Origin of the sequence: Limnohabitans sp. 15K, assembly GCF_002778285.1 — a bacterium.
Lineage (GTDB): Bacteria > Pseudomonadota > Gammaproteobacteria > Burkholderiales > Burkholderiaceae_C > Limnohabitans_A.
On sequence record NZ_NESM01000003.1, the window covers coordinates 169,966 to 187,822 of the forward strand.

Consider the following 17,857-nt stretch of genomic DNA (forward strand, 5'->3'; position numbering starts at 1 on the left):
ACTGATCACGGACACAGCATGATGTCATCTTTCAAGTCTTTGGGCATTGCCGCAAAAATCATGGTCGCGCCAGCGGTCATTGCTTTGCTGTTGGTGTTTTTTGGTCTGTTCAGCAGCCGCAACACCTCAGAGCTTGGAGAGATGATTCGGACCTTCCAATCGGCTTCTGACGAAGGAAAATTAAACCAAGAAGCCGAAGCCGGCGTGCACGCCTTGCACGCTGCGGTGTACCGGAGTTTGGCGCTGATCTCCATCAAGAACGAGGCCAAAGCCGAAAAGGTGGTCGCCGAGCAATTGACCGTCATGGGAGAACTGCAGCGCGCTTTGGAGGCCGATACCCACACAACGACCCAAACGCTTGTGCCCCTTTTGGCGGCCTACGAAGCCAAGGTGCGTGACGCTTACGACGCAGCCACATCGGACCCCAATCTGGGCGCCATGATGCTGCAAGACGCCGACAAAGCCTATGAAGAGTTGGTGCTGACCCTGCAGGGCGGCAGTGCCCAGAGCCGCATGACAGAGCAAAAGACCAGCCGCGAGCTCGACAGCATGCAAGTGTTCATGCAAAGCAGCCAAACCATTGTTTTGTTGGTGGCGGTTGTGTTGGGGCTGTTCATCGCCCTGATCGCCGGACGCCGCATTGCCAAGCCTTTGCAGCACATGCAAAGCCGCTTGGCCGAGATTGAGCGAACCGGTGATCTGTCGATGCGTCTGAACCGTGAAACGGACGATGAAGTAGGCCGCACGGCCGATTCGGTCAATGCCTTGCTGCAATCCATCAACGCGGGCGTGAACGAAGTGAACAAAGCGGTGACGGCGGTTGCTGCCGGTGATTTCAAGCAGAAAATCAGCACGGATTTGCGCGGCGACTTGGCCCAGATGAAGGCGGCCGTGAACGATGCGATTGACCGCATTGAAAGCACCATGTCCGGTTTGGACCGGATGATGGGTGCTTTGAGCGCGGGTCATTTCTCTATGCGCTTGGAAGTCAACGCCCAAGGTGCTTACGCCCATACGGTGAAACAGGCCCAACAAACCATGATGGCCCTGGATGCGATGCTGGGTGACGTTGGGAACACTTTGGCGGCTGTGGCCCAAGGCAACTTGGCTGTGCGTGTGACCGCGCAAGGTCAGGGCGATTTGCTTGTCCTGAAGGACAACCTGAACCAGTCGCTGGTGTCGCTCAGCGGTGCCATGCAAGCCATTCGCACCAATGCGCGCCAAGTGGCTGCGGCCGCATCAGAGTCGAGCCATGCCGTGGGGCAAATTGCCGATGGTGCGCAAAACCAGACCCATGCCATCAGCCAGGTGGCGGTGGCCGTGCGCCAAACCGCCGCTTCGGTGGTAGAGGTCTCGCGCAGCACCGAGCAGGCCAGTCTGAAGTCGCGCCATTCGGTCATGGTCATGCGCGACGGTTTGATGAAGATCGAGAAGATGGTGGATGTGGTCAACAACATCGCGGTCAACTCCGAGAAGATCAACAAGATCACCGAAGTGATTGAAAAGATCGCCAACAAAACCAATTTGTTGTCGCTCAATGCCGCGATTGAAGCGGCCCGTGCAGGCGAGCATGGCAAAGGTTTTGCCGTGGTGGCCGACGAAGTGGGCAAATTGGCGGTCAACAGCGCCGAAAGCTCCAAGGAAATTGCCCAATTGGTTCAGCAGGCGGTGCTTGAGACTGCGCGTGCTGTTGAAGCTGTGGCGGCCGTCAGCGCCGACATGAACCTGATCGAGATCGGTTCGCAGGAAACCGACGACATGCTCCGACGCATTTCCGATACGCTGGAAGAGCAGAGCAATGCCGTGGAAGAGATCAACGCCAACCTGACCAGCGTGGACATGATTGCCCGGGGCAACGCTGCGGCGACCGAAGAAATCACCGCTTCGGTGATGGAGCTGTCTCGCATTGCCGAATCGACCCGCTTGGAAGTCGATCGGTTCCAGACAACCTGACCGTTTGACCTGATCGCCCTGGACGCGCCCGAAACCACTCGGGCGGCGTTCTTCAGTGCTTGTGTGCGCTGTGGTCGTGGTCTGCTTGGGCTGCCTTCACTTCCAAAGTCCCGCGCATGCCCGCCTCGTAATGCCCAGGAACCAGGCAAGCCATTTGCAAGCGGGTGGCCTGGGCAAATGTCACCACCAACTCACCGGTTTGTCCTGCTGCCACGCTGATGGCGGCAGTTGTGCCGTGATCATGTCCTTTTGCTGCCGTTTGTTTCATCGCCTCAGCGTGCTCACGGATGGTTTCGTCGCTGCCCAACACCATTTCATGCGCCGTGCGGCCAGAGTTGGTGACAACAAAGCGGATGGTTTCCCCTGCTTGCACGTCAATCCGACTGGGTGTGAAACGCATTTGATCGTCCATGTTCACGGCGATGCTGCGGCTGACCACTTGGGCCAGAATCGGGTCAGCGGGTCCGGCGGTGCCAACGGGTGGGGCGCCATGGTGGTCCTGTGTTGCGGCGGTCTCGCCGTGGCTGTGTTCCGAGGCGGCCCATTCGGGGTGGCGTTCCAGCCATTGCCAAGCGGCCCAACTGCCCACCGTCACGGCAGTGCCCAGCACCAGCACATAGGCGATGGCCGCTCGCGGCCAGTGGCGTGATCCACTCAGGCCCAGAGCCAGTACCGAAATGAAAAAGCCCAATGGCACCACCCAAGCGCTGCGCTCAGGCGAATCTGGAAAATGCTGCAAACCGCCCGTGAAAAAGCCCAAGCCAATCGACAGCAAAGTGCCCAGTACCAAGGTTTGGAGTAAACCCGAGCGTGGCGTGTCGTCCGAGCCAGCGTTCAACCGGTGCTCTAACCAAGCCCCCAGTACAAACAAAACAATGCCAACGGCTGCGGTCCACAAAGAGCGTGTGCCGCTGAAAAAGCCGTGGTTCACGGCCCCCGAAATGAAGCTGATGCCCGAGTACTTGAGCAGCATCGCCCCGTGGTGGTGTTGAAAAGAAGAAGTCATGCGTCCATCCTTGCGCAGCAATTGACTACGCGTTTTGATCGGTCTGCTGCGCAGCGCGATGCTTTGCAGGTCATGGACCTCGGGCGCTATCCGAGGCAGGTTGGAGCCAGCGACCAGGATCTCAACCCTGTGCCCGCTTTCACTCCATCGGCGTCATGCCTTTGGAATGGATGACACCCCGTGCAGCAGGGCTGGCCAACAGGTTCAAGAAATCTTGTGCAGCCTTGCGTTGCGCACCCTGGGCACTCAAGGCGGCGGCATACACGGTGTAGTTTTGAATGGCTTCGGGCAAAGGTGCCACGAGCTGAGCGCCTTTGACGGGCAATATTTCACTGATCTGGTGAATGGCCAAGTCGGCCTGGCCGCTGACCAAACGATCGGCCACCAAACCGCCGGGCACCAGTACAGCTTTGGCTTGAACCATGTCGAACAAGCCCATTTTCTTGAACAGTTGGTCCAGGTAAATGCCGCTTGACCCGCCAGCGGCAGGGTCTATGTAAGCCACGTTGCGCGCTTGTTGCACAGCCGCTTTGAAGTCATCCACAGTCAGCATGGCCGGCATGGGCGCGCCTTGCTTGACAGCCACGCCAATGGCCACTTTGGCGATTGTTTTGACGCTACTGGCCTGCACCACCCCGCTGGCCTCAAAGGGTTTCAAAGCACCCGGTGTGATGATGACGACATCAAAAGCTTCACCACTGGCCAGTCGTTTGGCCAAAGCGCCAGCGGTATCGTTTTGGACCTCGACGCGGTGGCCCGTTTGCGCTTCAAAGGCCGGCACCATGTCCACGACCACTTGCTTGAAGGCACCTGCAGTCAACACTTTCAGTGTGTCGGCTTGCGCGCAGTTCAAGCCCAAGGCCAGCAACAGGGTGCTCGTCACGGCAAAAAGACTTTTTGATTTCAGCATGGGGAATATCCTTGGGGTGTTGACGGTCAGGGTGATTTTGGGGGGCTTTCGGTTTGCAAGATTGTAGGGAAAACCATCAAAAAAGCCCCGCAAGGCGTGAACCTTGCGGGGCTTTGTTTTTGGCTGGGTGAGGGCGCAAACCCTCAGTCCAGACAGCCGGGCAATTACATGCCCATGCCGCCCATACCACCCATGCCGCCCATGTCAGGCATGCCGCCAGCGCCGGACTCTTCTTTCGGTGCTTCGGAAATCATGCACTCGGTGGTCAACATCAAAGAGGCCACAGACGCTGCGTTTTGCAAAGCAGTGCGTGTCACTTTGGTGGGGTCCAAGATGCCCATTTCGATCATGTCGCCGTAGGTGTCGTTGGCAGCGTTGAAACCGTAGTTGCCTTTGCCAGCCAACACCGCGTTCACCACCACCGATGGCTCGCCACCGGCGTTGTAAACGATCTCGCGCAAAGGCGCTTCGATGGCTTTCAACACCAGTTTGATACCGGCTTCTTGGTCAGCGTTGTCGCCTTTGATGACGCCAGCGGTTTGACGTGCACGCAGCAATGCCACGCCGCCGCCAGCCACGATGCCTTCTTCCACAGCAGCGCGAGTGGCGTGCAGGGCGTCTTCAACGCGGGCTTTCTTTTCTTTCATTTCGACTTCGGTGGCAGCGCCCACCTTGATCACGGCCACACCGCCAGCCAACTTGGCCACGCGCTCTTGCAGCTTCTCGCGGTCGTAGTCAGAAGTGGCTTCTTCGATTTGCACGCGCACTTGTTTGACGCGGGCTTCGATGTCGCCAGCAGCACCAGCGCCGTCGATGATGATGGTGTTTTCTTTGCCCACTTCGATGCGCTTGGCTTGGCCCAGGTCAGCCAAAGTCACTTTTTCGAGTGTCAGGCCGACTTCTTCGGCAATCACTTTGCCGCCGGTCAAGATGGCGATGTCTTCCAACATGGCTTTGCGACGGTCACCAAAGCCAGGAGCCTTGACAGCCACAACCTTCAAGATGCCACGGATGGTGTTGACCACCAAAGTTGCCAAGGCTTCGCCTTCGACTTCTTCAGCAATGATCAACAGTGGGCGGCCAGCTTTTGCAACGGCTTCCAGTGTGGGCAACAGATCGCGGATGTTGCTGATCTTCTTGTCGAACAACAACACGAAGGGGTTGTCCAACAAAGCGGCTTGCTTCTCGGGGTTGTTGATGAAGTAAGGCGACAGGTAGCCGCGGTCGAATTGCATGCCTTCGACGATGTCGAGTTCGTTGTCCAAAGACTTGCCGTCTTCGACAGTGATCACGCCTTCTTTGCCCACTTTGTCCATGGCTTTGGCGATGATGTCACCGATGCTGTGGTCGCTGTTGGCAGAGATCGAACCGACTTGGGCGATTTCTTTGGTCGTTGTGGTGGCCTTGGTGGCCTTCTTCAACTCTTCGATCAAAGCTGCAACAGCTTTGTCGATGCCGCGCTTCAAGTCCATGGGGTTCATGCCAGCGGCCACGTACTTCATGCCTTCGCGCACGATGGCTTGAGCCAACACGGTCGCGGTGGTTGTGCCGTCACCCGCGTTGTCAGAAGTCTTGGAAGCGACTTCCTTGACCATCTGCGCGCCCATGTTTTGCAGCTTGTCTTTGAGTTCGATTTCCTTGGCCACGGACACACCGTCCTTGGTCACGGTAGGGGCACCGAAAGAACGCTCCAGAACCACGTTACGACCCTTAGGGCCCAGAGTCACTTTGACCGCGTTGGCCAAAATGTTCACGCCTTCAACCATGCGTGCGCGGGCTTCGCCGCCGAAAATTACGTCTTTTGCTGCCATTTTTAAGCTCCTAAATTCAGATTAATCAGTTGAGGACAGAGCGAACGGGCGCTTTGCGCGTCGTTCGGTCTGTCCCGCAAATCACTCGACCACTGCGAACAGGTCTTCTTCTTTCATGACCAACAGCTCGTCGCCGCCAACCTTGACGGTTTGGCCGCTGTACTTGCCGAACAACACGCGGTCGCCGACTTTCACGCTCAGGGCTTTGGTCTCGCCTTTGTCGTTGGTCTTGCCTGGGCCGACGGCCAAGACTTCGCCTTGATCAGGCTTTTCTGCAGCGGAATCGGGGATCACGATGCCCGAGGCTGTTTTGGTTTCGCTTTCGATACGCTTGACGATCACGCGATCGCCCAAAGGACGCAGTTTCATGGAATCTCCTGGATTAGAAACAAGGGTTGAAAAACAAAAGCCCCCCAAGGGGTGCCACTGGAATCTGAGGAGGGTGTTGTTAGCACTCATCTCCATCGAGTGCTAATGATAAGGGCATTTGAGGGCATTTCAAGACCTGTGTGGTTTTAACCCTTGTGATGTAGGGTGCGTGAACTGGAGCGATGTGCGCCTCGGACCCGCGAGTTCAGTGCAAAATCACCCCCTATGTTGAGATGGTTTTTGTTCTTTTCCCGTTGGCCCTTGTGGGCTTTGCATGTGCTGGGCTCCGTGGGTGGCTGGCTGGCTTGGTGTTTTTCGGGCCGTTACAGAAGCCGTTTTTTGAGCAATGTGCGCCACGCGGGTTTGGGCTGGGGCACTGTTTTTCGCGCGGTGGGCCATGCTGGGCGCATGTCGGCTGAATTGCCCCGTTTGTGGCTGGGGCAGACGCCATCCCTGACCTGGGTGGATGACCGTGCGGCTGTTGAAGCCTATGGCAGTGGCCAAGGCGTGCTTTTCTTGACGCCGCACATGGGTTGTTTCGAAATCACGGCCCAAGCACTGGCCATGCGCTTTTCAAAAGAGCACGGTCCCCTGACGGTGCTTTACCGTCCGTCACGCCATGCCGGTTTGGGCGAGGTCATGGCTTTGGCGCGGCAGCGGCCCGGTCTGGAAGCGGTGCCCACCACCTTGGCGGGTGTGCGGCAAATGATCAAAGCCTTGCGTTCAGGCCGTGCCGTGGGTCTGTTGCCTGACCAAGTGCCGCCAGAGGGCATGGGTCAGTGGGCGCCATTTTTTGGGCAATCGGCTTACACCATGACCTTGGCGGCCCGTTTGGCCCTGCAAACGGGTGCTCGGGTGGTCTTGATTTGGGGCGAGCGTTTGTCATGGGGCCGCGGCTACCGATTGCACACCCAAGCTTTGGGACACGCATTGTCTGAAGATTTGGACACGGCTGTGGTGCAAATCAACCAAGCCATGGAAAGGCTGATTTTGCAGTGCCCATCCCAGTACATCTGGGGTTATGCCCGTTACAAGAACCCGAGGCAGGCCTGACCGGTCCCCATCCATGGTGAATTTGCTGATTTCATTTTTGCGCTTGTTCGCGCGGTTGCCTCTGCCCTGGGTGCGTGCGGCTGGCACAGGCTTGGGCTGGTTGCTTTGGCATGGTGCGGTGAAGCGCCGCCGGATTGTGTTGGTCAACTTGCAAAAGTGCATGCCTGAATGGTCCGACGCGCAGCGTGCTGACTTGGCCTACCGCCACTTCGTGGCCTTTGGCCAATCGGTGATGGACCGGGCTTGGCTCTGGCACGCCCCTGAGGCGACAGTCCGCCAACGCCTGCGTTGGGTGGGTGAGGTGAACGCCTTGAAAGCGCCCGGCCCCTTGGTGATGTTCGCCCCCCATTTTGTGGGGCTGGATGCGGGCGGGATGGCGGTGTCCTTGGATGTTCCAGGCCCCGTGGCTTTCATTTTTTCAGCGCAATCGAGCCCAGAGGTTGAAGCCTGGGTCCGTCAAGGACGTGAGCGTTCGGGCAATGTGCGACCGTATTTCCGGCACCAAGGCATGCGCCAAATATTGGCAGGCATCAAAAAAGGTGAGCCCTTGCACCTGTCTCCGGACATGGATTTCGGCCGAAGTGAGTCGATTTTTGTGCCCTTCATGGGGGTAGAGCAAGCCGCCACAGTGCCTTCTTTGTCGCGTTTGTCGAAGGTGGTGGGTGCGCGGGTGGTACCGGTGGTCACCCGCATGACGGCCGAGGGTTATGACATCGAAGTCCATGCACCTCTGGCGGATTTCCCCACCGCCGATCTGGTCGAAGACACCGCCCGCATGAACCGTTTGCTGGCCGATTGGGTGCGCACCATGCCCGAGCAGTATTACTGGGTCCATAAACGATTGAAGACCCGGCCCGAGGGCGAGGCCGGTTTTTACAGAGGCTGAATAAATCCGCTGATCTCGGAAATCACCCTGTCCGGTTGTTCGTGAATCACCCAGTGTGTGGCCTGCTCAATCGGTACCAACCTCAGGTCGGGGATGTGCGCGTCAATTCCTTCGGTCAAGCAGGGCAGCAGGGCCACATCGTCTTGCGCCCACAGCAACAAAGTGGGCACATCGATCCGCAAAGCTTCTGCAGGAATCTGAATGGCCGAGGCCCCTGGGTCGTTGGGGGTGGCGGGCCGCAGGGGTGAAGCGCGGTAATAGTTGAGCCCGCCTTGCAAACCGTGTTGCCACACTTCGCGGTATTGACCTTGCACCTCCGGTGTCAGCCAGCTTGGCATGGTGGGTGAGTCTGGGGTGGCCGTGAGCGAGGGCAGCGAGGTGTCCTGCCCGGTCAAAAAACCGAACAATCGCTCGAAGTCCTTGGCAGCCAGTTGCGCAGCGGCATCAGGCTGCACCAGAAAATTCATGTAAGCACTGGCCGCTTGCTGAGCCGGGTCATGTTGCAGGGCCTTGAGCAGCGGACCGGGGTGGGGCGAGTTGACGATGACCAACTGGCGCAGGCGCTGCGGGTGTTGGTTGGCCAGGTTCCAGGCCACAGCGCCACCCCAATCGTGCGCCACCAGTGCTGCCAGCGGTGCTGCCCCGCATTCGGTGTCGATCAAAGCCAAGATGTCTTGCACCAAGTATTTGGCGCGGTAGGCCTTGGCGTCTTCAGGTGCAGTCGAGCGCTCGTAGCCCCTGAGATTGGGGGCGATGCAGCGGTAGCCGCCGTTTTCGGGTTTCGAGAAATGCTGCAGCAAAGGGTCCCAAACCCAAGCGCCTTCAGGAAAGCCATGCAAAAACAGCAGCACCGGGCGGCCTTCTTCACCGCAGGCGCGGCAGCTCAGGGTGATGCCGTGGGGCAGGTCTTGTTGCCAGGTCTGGATGCCTGGGGACGCAACAGAAAAATGGGGAGCGTTGGACACGGCAGATCACTCATGTGAGGGACAGTGATCCGTGGCTTTCACCAGCGCGGCCTCACTCGTCCAGGGCTTCGGGTTCGTCTTCGATGGGCTCGGCCAGTGGAGGCGCGGGCACAGCGCCTGCGGCAGGGTGTGTCCAGTCCCACAGGAGTTGGGCCACCTCGTCAACGCCTTGCTTTTTCAAAGCTGAAAACAGTTTCACCTCACCACCGCCCGCTTGCAGTCGCGCAATCGACAAAGCCTTGGCTTGTTCGGCGCGGGTGAGTTTGTCGGCCTTGGTCAGGATGATCAAAAACTTCAGGCCTTCTTCCACCCGGGGACGGATCACTTCGAGCAAGATGTCGTCCAGTTCGGTCAGACCGTGGCGTGGGTCGCACATCATGACAATGCCCGTCAGGTTTTCGCGGCTGACCAAATAGTTGGCCATCACCTGCTGCCAGCGCAGTTTGTCCATTTTGGCCACGGCGGCGTAACCGTAACCGGGCAAATCGGCCAGAACGGTGTCGGTGACGCCCTGTTTGCCCAGCGCAAACAAGTTGATGTGTTGGGTGCGGCCGGGCTTTTTGGACGCAAAAGCCAATTGTTTCTTTTGCGTCAGGGTGTTGATGCAAGTCGATTTGCCCGCATTCGATCGGCCCACAAAGGCGATCTCGGGTGTGTCCATGTCCGGCAAATGGTGAAGTTGCGCGGCGGTGGTCAAGAAGCGAGCCGTGTGCATCCAGCCCATGGGTGTCACGGCGGCGGTCGGGTCGGCCAAGGGAGCGTCGGCCAAGGGCGCTGCTTTGCTGTAAATGGGGGTGGTGGGCTTGGTGACTTTGCGGCTGGCAGAGGCACGAACGTGGGGGCGGGAGCTCATAAATCAGGGATACCTTGGGTCGTCAGGAAACTGACGCAGACCTCATTGTAGAATCCTTGGGTTTTGCGCCTCCTTCTTCCAACTATTGGACGACGACCATGAAGTCAATTGTTTCTCTCCTGAAGTCCGCCACTTTGGCTGCTACCACGTCTGTTTTCATGGCCGGTGTGGCCATGGCGGCAGGTCCTGCCCCTGTTGTGGCCAAACCGGATCTCGCCAAAGGCGAAGCGTCTTTCGCCATGTGCGTGGCTTGCCATGCCGCAGACGGCAACTCGACCACCCCGGTCAACCCCAAGCTGTCACAGCAACACCCTGAATACCTGATCAAGCAGTTGAGCGAATTCAAATCGGGCAAACGTGCCAACGCCGTGATGAGTGGCATGGCAGCCGGTTTGAGCGACGATGACATGCGCAACATCGCTTACTGGCTCGCCTCCAAGCAAGCCAAGCCCGGTTTTGCCAAAGAAAAAGACACCGTGGCTTTGGGTGAGCGCATTTACCGTGGCGGTATCCCAGACCGTCAGATCGCCGCTTGCGCCAGCTGCCACTCGCCCAATGGCGCAGGCATGCCTTCGCAGTACCCCCGTTTGTCGGGTCAGCATGCCGACTACACAGCTTCCCAATTGACGCAGTTCCGTGAAGGCGTTCGCAAGAACAACCTGCAGATGACCCAAGTCGCCGCCAAGATGAACGACCGCGAAATCAAGGCCGTTTCAGACTACATCGCTGGTTTGCGCTGAAACCCGGTCAGGCCGCTTGGGCTTGCCTGGGCTTGACCTGCTGGTTTCAGGGGTTTTAAGCCAAGGCACCAGGCCCTCCGGCACAATCGGCGTCGGCTGATCTCCATTGCTTTAAGGCCGGTTTATCCGGCCTTGTTTGTTTCTGGCGTGCCCTGTTCCGCCAACGCTTTGTCCAATTTCTTTTTTGGCTCTTTTCTTAAGCTCCCCCATGACGACTGTTGCTTCCAGCCCAGAATCCGAGCGCGGCTCGCCCCGAGGGATGGCTGTGATCGAAGTGCTGTCGTCCATGCGTTTTGCCATTTCGCTGCTGACGGTCATTTGCATCGCCTCGGTGATTGGCACAGTGCTCAAGCAAAACGAACCCAGTGTCAATTACGTCAACCAATTCGGGCCATTTTGGGCCGAGTTGTTCACCACCCTCAAACTCAACACGGTGTACAGCGCCTGGTGGTTTTTGCTCATTTTGACTTTCTTGGTCATCAGCACCAGCCTGTGCATTGCACGCAATGCGCCCAAGATCTTGGTGGATCTGAAGAACTACAAAGAAAACATCCGTGAACAAAGCCTCAAGGCTTTTCACCACAAGGCAGAAGGTCAATTGAATGAACTGCCTGCAGTGGCAGCCAGGCGCTTAGGGGCTTTGTTGGCCACAGGCGGCTGGAAAGTCAAGTTGCAAGAGCGTGATACGGTGGCGGGCAAAGGCTGGATGCTGGCGGCTAAGGCGGGTGCCGCCAACAAGATCGGCTACATCGCGGCGCACTCGGCCATTGTGTTGGTGTGTGTGGGCGGTTTGCTCGACGGTGATTTGATCGTACGCACCCAATTGTGGTTTGGTGACAAAGCCATTTACAGCGGTGGTGGTTTGATCGCCGATGTGCCCGAGAAGCACCGTTTGTCCGAGCGCAACCCGGCGTTCAGGGCCAATTTGATGGTGGCCGAGAACACCACAGCCAGCACCGCGATTTTGAGCCAGTCCAGCGGCATATTGCTGCAGGAATTGCCCTTTGCCATCGAGCTGAAGAAGTTCATTGTCGAGTACTACAGCACGGGCATGCCCAAGTTGTTTGCCAGCGAAATCATCCTTCACGACTTGGCAACGGGTGAGAAAAAAGAAGCCCGCGTGGAGGTGAACCACCCGGCCAACTTCAAGGGCATCAACATTTACCAGTCCAGTTTTGACGACGGCGGCTCCAGCGTCAAACTCCAAGCGGTGCCCATGTCGGCGGCCACCAAACCGTTTGAAGTGGACGGCACCATTGGCGGCAGCACGGACTTGACCAATGGCAACGAAAAAATGAGCCTGGAGTTCACCGGGCTGCGCGTCATCAACGTGGAAAACCTGTCGGGTGGTGAAGGCCCCCAAGGGACAGGTGTGGACGTGCGCAAGGTCGATTTACGCACATCTTTGGAGGCGCGCTTGGGGGCCGGCAACAAAACCACCCAAACCCAAAAATTGCGCAACGTGGGTCCGAGCGTGAGCTACAAGCTGCGCGATGCGTCTGGACAGGCCCGTGAGTTCAACAATTACATGTTGCCCGTGGACACAGGCGATGGTGTCTCCGTGTTTCTCTTGGGCATGCGCGACACCCCCAGTGAGCCTTACCGCTACCTGCGGCCCCCCGCAGACGAAAACGGCGAGTTGACAGGTTTCATCCGTTTGCGTGCTGCCTTGGAAAGTTCGGAATTGCGTCAGCGTGCGGTGCAGCGTTATGCCCGCCAAGCGGTGGACCCCAAGCGCCCCGAATTGGCGCAAAAGTTAGCCGATTCGGCCGAGCGGGCCTTGGGTTTGTTTGCGGGCAAAGAAGAAGTCAAAGGTAAAAAAGTGGCGGGCCTGCAGGCCTTGGCCGATTTTTTAGAGGCCAATGTGCCCGAGGCTGAGCGTCCCCGTGCAGGCGAGATGTTCGTGCGCATTTTGAACGGGACTTTGCTGGAGTTGGACGCCGTGGCGCGCGCGCAGGCTGCTGTCAAACCCTTGCCGCAAGACAAGGTCCAAGGCTTCATGTCGCAAGCGGTCTTGGCCTTGTCCGATGCACCGCTTTTCACGGCCCCTATGGCGTTTTTGCTGAAGGACTTCAAGCAGGTGCAAGCCAGCGTGTTCCAGGTGGCCAGAGCGCCGGGCCAGTCCATTGTGTACCTGGGTTGTGCCCTTTTGATTCTGGGTATTTTTGCAATGCTGTATGTTCGTGACCGTCGCCTGTGGGTATGGCTTTCGCCGCAGGGCCAGGGCGCACAAGCCACTGTGGCTTTGTCGTCCAACCGCAAGACCATGGACGTAGACCGTGAATTTGAACAACTGACGGCCCGATTGCTGGGCCGCTCCGAGAAAACACCATGACGACTGTGACTTTGAACCCGGGCTATTTTTCGAGCCGCTCGGCCCTCGACTGGGGTTTTGCCCTGCTCGCGCTGTTGGGCACGGTGTTCGCCTTCACCCGCTACCAGCAGGCGATGGATGTGTATGAGCAAGCCATTTTGATGTGCGCTTTGCCTGCCGCCGTTTGGTTGGCTTGGTTCTGGCGGCCTTTGCGCACCTTGATGCTGGTGGTCACAGGCTTGTCGCTTTTGGCCATCTACCTTTACCAAGGTGATCTGGCGCGCTCTGAGCAGGTGTTCCTGCTCAAATATTTCCTGTCCAGCCAGTCGGCCATCCTTTGGATGAGCGTGCTGTTTTTCATCAGCACCCTTTTTTATTGGGCGGGTATGTTCATTCGCGGTCAAGCAGACGCGATGGAGTCTTTGGGCTCACGCATGGCCTGGGTGGCCGTGGGCCTGGCCCTGATCGGCACCATGGTGCGTTGGTACGAAAGCCACCAGTTGGGCCCAGACATTGGGCACATCCCGGTCAGCAACCTGTACGAAGTTTTCGTGATGTTTTGCTGGATGACCGCAGCCTTTTATCTGTACTACGAGGCGCAGTATAAGACCCGCGCTTTGGGTGCGTTTGTGATGTTGGTGGTCAGCGCCGCTGTGGGCTTTTTGCTTTGGTACACGCTGGTGCGCGAGGCGCACGCCATCCAGCCCCTGGTGCCCGCCCTCAAAAGCTGGTGGATGAAGATCCATGTGCCCGCCAACTTCATTGGTTACGGCACCTTCGCTTTGGCCGCCATGGTGGCATTTGCGTATTTGATCAAGCAAACCGCTGGCGAAACCCGTTGGTACAAACTTGCACCCCTGTGGCTGTTGGGCATTGTGTTGTGTTTTGAGCCCGTGGTGTTCCGCAAGTCCCCCACCGAAGGGGGCAGCAGTTACTGGATGGTCTATTTCGGGATTTCGGCACTGATCGTAGCTGCGATTTTGTTGGGCCGCCGCCGCATCGCTGAGCGTTTGCCTTCTTTCGAAATTCTGGACGATGTGATGTACAAATCCATCGCCGTGGGCTTTGCGTTTTTCACCATTGCCACCGTGCTCGGCGCTTTGTGGGCGGCCGATGCTTGGGGCGGATACTGGAGCTGGGACCCGAAAGAAACCTGGGCTCTGATTGTCTGGCTGAACTACGCCGCTTGGCTGCACATGCGCCTGATGAAGGGCCTGCGGGGCACTGTGGCCGCTTGGTGGGCCTTGATGGGCTTGGCGGTCACCACCTTTGCCTTTTTGGGCGTCAACATGTTCCTGAGCGGCCTGCACAGCTACGGCACACTTTGAGGGGCGTGAATGTAAGGTGGCTGCTTGGCGCAGCCAGCCTTGCTCACTTTGGGGTGTTGGCAGCCAGTGATTTCTCCAGCACGTCAAGCATCTCGCGTGTGTTGAAGGGCTTCCACAAAAAATGGACGGCCCCCGAGTTGCCAGCGGCTTGCGTTTCATGGGGCTGGCTTTCGCCACTCATGAAAATGACCGGGATGTCGTTGCCGCTTTCCTTGATTTTGGCGTGTAACTCCAAGCCACTCATGCCCGGCATGCGCACGTCCAGCAGCATCGCATGGGGTGCCTGCGTGGGCGCGGCGCGCAAATAAGCGGCACCCCCTTCGTGCACATGCACGGTGTACCCCTGGCTTTCCAGCACCATGGCCAGCATTTTGCGGATGTCGGCATTGTCATCCACCACATGAACCACACCCAATTTGCGCATCTGTATTGCCAAAGGAATAAAAATCTATTTTAGGTGTCGGCTTGGAGCCCGGTCTGTGCGGGCAACAACCAAAGCTGAACACAGGCTCCTGTGCCTTGCTGGGCCGGCAGATTGTCCACCACAGTGTGTCCACCCCAAAGCCTGAGCATGCTTTGGGTCAGCAGCAAGCCCAGTCCTGAGCCTTGCGCCTTGTGGGACACCACGGGCCCCGTCAGTTGTTGGCGCAGTTCATCGGGCATGCCGGGCCCGTTGTCTTGGATTTGCAGAACCACCCACGCTTGGCCTTTTCGGGTTTCTTGAAACAAGGCCATCTCGATGTGGGCCAAGGTGCCTGGGGGCGGCCGCCCACTGGCCAGAGCATCCATGGCGTTGGCGACCAAATTGAAGACGATCCGCTGCAGCATCACTTCGTTGGCTTGGACCATGGTTTGTGTGTCCAGCTGGATGGACAAGTCAAGTGCGATGCTGCGTTGGCGTGCCTCGCCTTGCAAGATCGGGTAAACAGCTTCTATGGCTTTGCGCAAGTCCACATCGTCCATTTGGTCTTGGCCCCGAATCATCAGGCGACGCAAACTGCTCACCATGTCGCTGGCTTTGCCTGACAACACCATCAACTCTTCAATTTGGTTTGGGAGTTGGGGCATTTCTGACGAAGGCACAGCCTGGCTTTGCAGGCTAAACAAACCCAATTCCAAAGCTTGCAGCGGTTGGCTGATGTCGTGCACCAGCATGGCTGAGAACGATGACAAGCTGCTCAAGGCCGAGACTCTGGCGTTGAGCATCAACAACTGGTCTCGCTCTTTGACCAGTGCGCGCATGGCATCGCTCTCAGACTGGGCTTGTAACTGGCCTTTTTGTGCATGCTTTGTTTCTGCGATGGACTTTTCGAGTGAAAAACCCCAGTAACCGAAGCAAATCAAGATCATGGCCAAGATCGATGACAAAGTCACCAAATTGCTGACCCATGAAAATGAAAAAACATTCAAATACTCGACATTGCCAGACATGGCGTATTGGTACAGACGGTTGAGGTAAGCCATGGCGTGGATGGCAAATGCCACTTGAACCAACATCAAACTGCGGCTTTGAAACCTTCGCCTGAGTTGCCACACAAAATAAGACAGCGTCAGGTTCAGGCAGACGAAGACGATGGAATAGGTCAGCACGCCGGTTGTGGGTGCACTCCCTGACTCACGCAGCCAGAACATCAAACTCGCCCAGGCGGTGACGCAAGTGGCCATGTAAGGCCAGTGCCAAGGGGTTTTGTTCAATTCACGGCGCAGTGTTTCAATCATCAACAGCCAAGAAGCGCATGCGCCAGACCAAGCCACGATGTTCAAGTGGTAATCTGAAATCAAGGGCCGCAAAGCGATGGCGCAAATGGAGAGGCTGTAAACCGAGATGCTGATGAACCACAGGCGTGTGGCGTCGTTGCGCCGGCCAGACAGCAGCAGCCAAGTGCCCAAGGGCAAGGCAATGTGGACAGCGATGACCACGTAGATCAGCAAACCGATGGCTGGATGCATGAAAGCCTTGGGTTGGACAGACACCGTGCTTGGGCAAAGGTGTCTGAAAAAGTTCAGAATAGACAGCTATTTTCGGCCCAAACCAGGATCGTTCATGATCATTCACACCAGTCAGTCGGGTTTTCAACACACCGTCCCCAGCGAAATCACCCCACAAGCCGTTTACCAGACGCGCCGTGACCTCATTCGCGGCCTGGCCGCAGGGTCGGCGGGGCTGGCCCTGACCGCTTGGGGCATGCGTGGGGCCCATGCCCAAACCCCGCGTGCAGGCCAGTTGGCCGCTTTGGCCGCCGCGCCCTCCGGCGTGGCAGGGGCCCTGACCATGGACAAACTCACCGCCTACAAAGACGCCACCACGTACAACAACTTTTACGAGTTTGGGACCGACAAGGCCGACCCAGCCAAGCGTGCCCACACCTTGGTCACCCAACCTTGGACAGTGGAGATCGAAGGCCTGGTCAAAAAGCCCGGGCGTGTGAACCTGGAAGACCTCATGAAATGGGGCGCCATGGAAGAGCGCATTTACCGCCTGCGCTGTGTGGAAGGTTGGTCGATGGTGATTCCGTGGATTGGCTACTCGATGTCTGATTTGATCAAACGGGTCGAGCCGCTGCCGGGCGCCAAGTTTGTGGAGTTCGTCACCCAGGCCGACCCCAAGACCATGCCGGGTTTGCGCGGCGGGTCACTGGATTGGCCTTATGTCGAAGCTTTGCGCATGGACGAAGCCATGCACCCGCTGACCTTGCTGGCTTTTGGCATGTATGGCGAAGTCATGCCCAAGCAAAACGGTGCGCCGCTGCGCTTGGTGGTGCCATGGAAATACGGCTTCAAGAGCGGCAAGAGCTTGGTCAAAATCCGCTTCACCGACAAGCAACCTGTGTCGTCTTGGGAAAAAGCCGCGCCGCAGGAGTATGGTTTTTATTCCAACGTGAACCCCTTGGTCGACCACCCGCGTTGGAGCCAGGCCACCGAGCGACGCATTGGCGAAGATGGCCTTTTGGCCAAAAAACGCAAAACCCTGATGTTCAACGGCTATGAGCCGCAAGTGGGCCAGCTGTACGCGGGCATGGACCTGAAAAAGTTCTTTTGATGCGCCAGTGGCTTCGGCAACCTGCCGCCTGGTGGCTGGTGCTGCTGGTCGGTTTGCTGCCTTTTATGTGGCTGGTGGGGCTGACCTTTCTGGACCAGCTGGGGGCCAACCCCACCGAGTTTTTGACCCGGGCTACCGGCGACTGGACTTTGCGCAGCTTGTGTGTGGTCTTGGCCGTGACGCCTTTGCGCACTGCGCTGGGCTGGCCCGAGCTGGTGCGCTTTCGCCGCATGCTGGGTTTGCTGACCTATTTTTATGCGGTGCTGCACTTGGCTTGTTACGCCCTGTTCGACATGGGGCTGGACTTGGCCGATATCGTCACCGACATTCCCAAGCGCCCCTTCATCTTGGTGGGCTTTGCCGCTTGGCTGCTGCTGAGCGCGATGGCTTTAACGTCGTTCAACGGCGCCATCCGGTGGTTGGGAGGCAAGCGCTGGCAACTGCTGCACCAAACGGTGTATAGCGTGGCGGTTTTGGCCGTGCTGCACTTTGCGTGGATGCGCTCAGGCAAAAACAATTTCGACGAAGTGTTCGTTTACGCCGTGGTGCTGGCGCTGCTGTTGGCTTGGCGCCTTGGGCGTTGGGTGCGCAAACTCAGAGCCTGATTGGACGGCTGCCCCGCAGTTTGC

The 17,857-nt window shown here is 57.9% G+C and carries 16 protein-coding genes; 8 read left to right on the top strand and 8 right to left on the bottom strand.

All coding sequences use genetic code 11. The features are described from left to right. Nucleotides 1–18: 18 nt before the first annotated feature. Nucleotides 19–1,953 (top strand): methyl-accepting chemotaxis protein, encoded by a 1,935-nt coding sequence (locus tag B9Z40_RS11990; RefSeq protein WP_100173588.1) that lies wholly within the window; start codon nucleotides 19–21, stop codon nucleotides 1,951–1,953. Nucleotides 1,954–2,005: 52 nt separating this feature from the next. Here the strand turns inward: B9Z40_RS11990 and B9Z40_RS11995 are convergent, their stop codons facing one another. From B9Z40_RS11995 to groES, 4 genes are all read right to left on the bottom strand, one after another. Further along, nucleotides 2,006–2,959, bottom strand: a complete 954-nt coding sequence (locus B9Z40_RS11995) for a cupredoxin family protein (RefSeq protein ID WP_100173589.1) — start codon at nucleotides 2,957–2,959, stop codon at nucleotides 2,006–2,008. A 139-nt stretch (nucleotides 2,960–3,098) separates the two neighbouring features. Next, nucleotides 3,099–3,869: an extracellular solute-binding protein gene (locus B9Z40_RS12000; RefSeq protein ID WP_100173590.1), complete on the bottom strand. Its 771-nt coding sequence runs from the start codon at nucleotides 3,867–3,869 to the stop codon at nucleotides 3,099–3,101. A gap of 164 nt (nucleotides 3,870–4,033) precedes the next feature. Then, the gene (gene groL / locus B9Z40_RS12005) at nucleotides 4,034–5,680 is read right to left on the bottom strand and encodes a chaperonin GroEL (protein WP_100173591.1); all 1,647 of its coding nucleotides are present in this window, start codon (nucleotides 5,678–5,680) and stop codon (nucleotides 4,034–4,036) included. Nucleotides 5,681–5,761: 81 nt separating this feature from the next. Beyond that, nucleotides 5,762–6,049 carry a co-chaperone GroES gene (groES, locus tag B9Z40_RS12010; protein ID WP_019426307.1) on the bottom strand — a complete coding sequence of 96 codons (288 nt, stop codon included), beginning with the start codon at nucleotides 6,047–6,049 and terminating at the stop codon, nucleotides 5,762–5,764. Between the two features lie 225 nt (nucleotides 6,050–6,274). Between groES and B9Z40_RS12015 the strand changes: the two genes are divergently transcribed. Both B9Z40_RS12015 and B9Z40_RS12020 read left to right on the top strand, forming a co-directional pair. Continuing rightward, nucleotides 6,275–7,102: a lysophospholipid acyltransferase family protein gene (locus B9Z40_RS12015; RefSeq protein ID WP_100173592.1), complete on the top strand. Its 828-nt coding sequence runs from the start codon at nucleotides 6,275–6,277 to the stop codon at nucleotides 7,100–7,102. Between the two features lie 13 nt (nucleotides 7,103–7,115). After that, nucleotides 7,116–7,988 (top strand): lysophospholipid acyltransferase family protein, encoded by an 873-nt coding sequence (locus tag B9Z40_RS12020; RefSeq protein WP_100173593.1) that lies wholly within the window; start codon nucleotides 7,116–7,118, stop codon nucleotides 7,986–7,988. Here B9Z40_RS12020 and B9Z40_RS12025 read toward each other — a convergent pair. Together B9Z40_RS12025 and yihA are read right to left on the bottom strand one after the other, a co-directional pair. After that, nucleotides 7,976–8,953: an alpha/beta fold hydrolase gene (locus B9Z40_RS12025; RefSeq protein WP_233204904.1), complete on the bottom strand. Its 978-nt coding sequence runs from the start codon at nucleotides 8,951–8,953 to the stop codon at nucleotides 7,976–7,978. The genes B9Z40_RS12020 and B9Z40_RS12025 overlap by 13 nt on opposite strands. A gap of 52 nt (nucleotides 8,954–9,005) precedes the next feature. After that, the gene (yihA, locus tag B9Z40_RS12030; RefSeq protein WP_100173855.1) at nucleotides 9,006–9,677 is read right to left on the bottom strand and encodes a ribosome biogenesis GTP-binding protein YihA/YsxC; all 672 of its coding nucleotides are present in this window, start codon (nucleotides 9,675–9,677) and stop codon (nucleotides 9,006–9,008) included. A 227-nt stretch (nucleotides 9,678–9,904) separates the two neighbouring features. Between yihA and B9Z40_RS12035 the strand changes: the two genes are divergently transcribed. From B9Z40_RS12035 to ccsB, 3 genes are all read left to right on the top strand, one after another. Beyond that, entirely contained in the window at nucleotides 9,905–10,546 is a 642-nt protein-coding gene (locus B9Z40_RS12035) for a cytochrome c (RefSeq protein ID WP_100173594.1), read from the top strand. A 208-nt stretch (nucleotides 10,547–10,754) separates the two neighbouring features. Then, nucleotides 10,755–12,881: a cytochrome c biogenesis protein ResB gene (locus B9Z40_RS12040; RefSeq protein ID WP_100173595.1), complete on the top strand. Its 2,127-nt coding sequence runs from the start codon at nucleotides 10,755–10,757 to the stop codon at nucleotides 12,879–12,881. After that, on the top strand, nucleotides 12,878–14,188 hold the full coding sequence (gene ccsB / locus B9Z40_RS12045) for a c-type cytochrome biogenesis protein CcsB (RefSeq protein WP_100173596.1): 1,311 nt from the start codon (nucleotides 12,878–12,880) through the stop codon (nucleotides 14,186–14,188). Before B9Z40_RS12040 ends, ccsB begins: the two co-directional genes overlap by 4 nt. Before the next feature lie 43 nt (nucleotides 14,189–14,231). On the opposite strand, the gene B9Z40_RS12050 is transcribed toward ccsB, so the two are convergent. Then, complete coding sequence (locus B9Z40_RS12050) at nucleotides 14,232–14,612, bottom strand: response regulator transcription factor (RefSeq protein ID WP_100173597.1); 381 nt, start codon at nucleotides 14,610–14,612, stop codon at nucleotides 14,232–14,234. Nucleotides 14,613–14,641: 29 nt separating this feature from the next. Next, entirely contained in the window at nucleotides 14,642–16,138 is a 1,497-nt protein-coding gene (locus B9Z40_RS12055; RefSeq protein ID WP_143473982.1) for a HAMP domain-containing sensor histidine kinase, read from the bottom strand. 94 nt (nucleotides 16,139–16,232) lie between these two features. Here B9Z40_RS12055 and msrP point away from each other — a divergent pair, with 94 nt between their 5' ends. Both msrP and B9Z40_RS12065 read left to right on the top strand, forming a co-directional pair. Next, entirely contained in the window at nucleotides 16,233–17,228 is a 996-nt protein-coding gene (gene msrP / locus B9Z40_RS12060) for a protein-methionine-sulfoxide reductase catalytic subunit MsrP (protein ID WP_100173599.1), read from the top strand. Further along, nucleotides 17,228–17,833 carry a sulfite oxidase heme-binding subunit YedZ gene (locus B9Z40_RS12065; RefSeq protein ID WP_100173600.1) on the top strand — a complete coding sequence of 202 codons (606 nt, stop codon included), beginning with the start codon at nucleotides 17,228–17,230 and terminating at the stop codon, nucleotides 17,831–17,833. Before msrP ends, B9Z40_RS12065 begins: the two co-directional genes overlap by 1 nt. The last annotated feature ends 24 nt before the right edge of the window (nucleotides 17,834–17,857 follow it).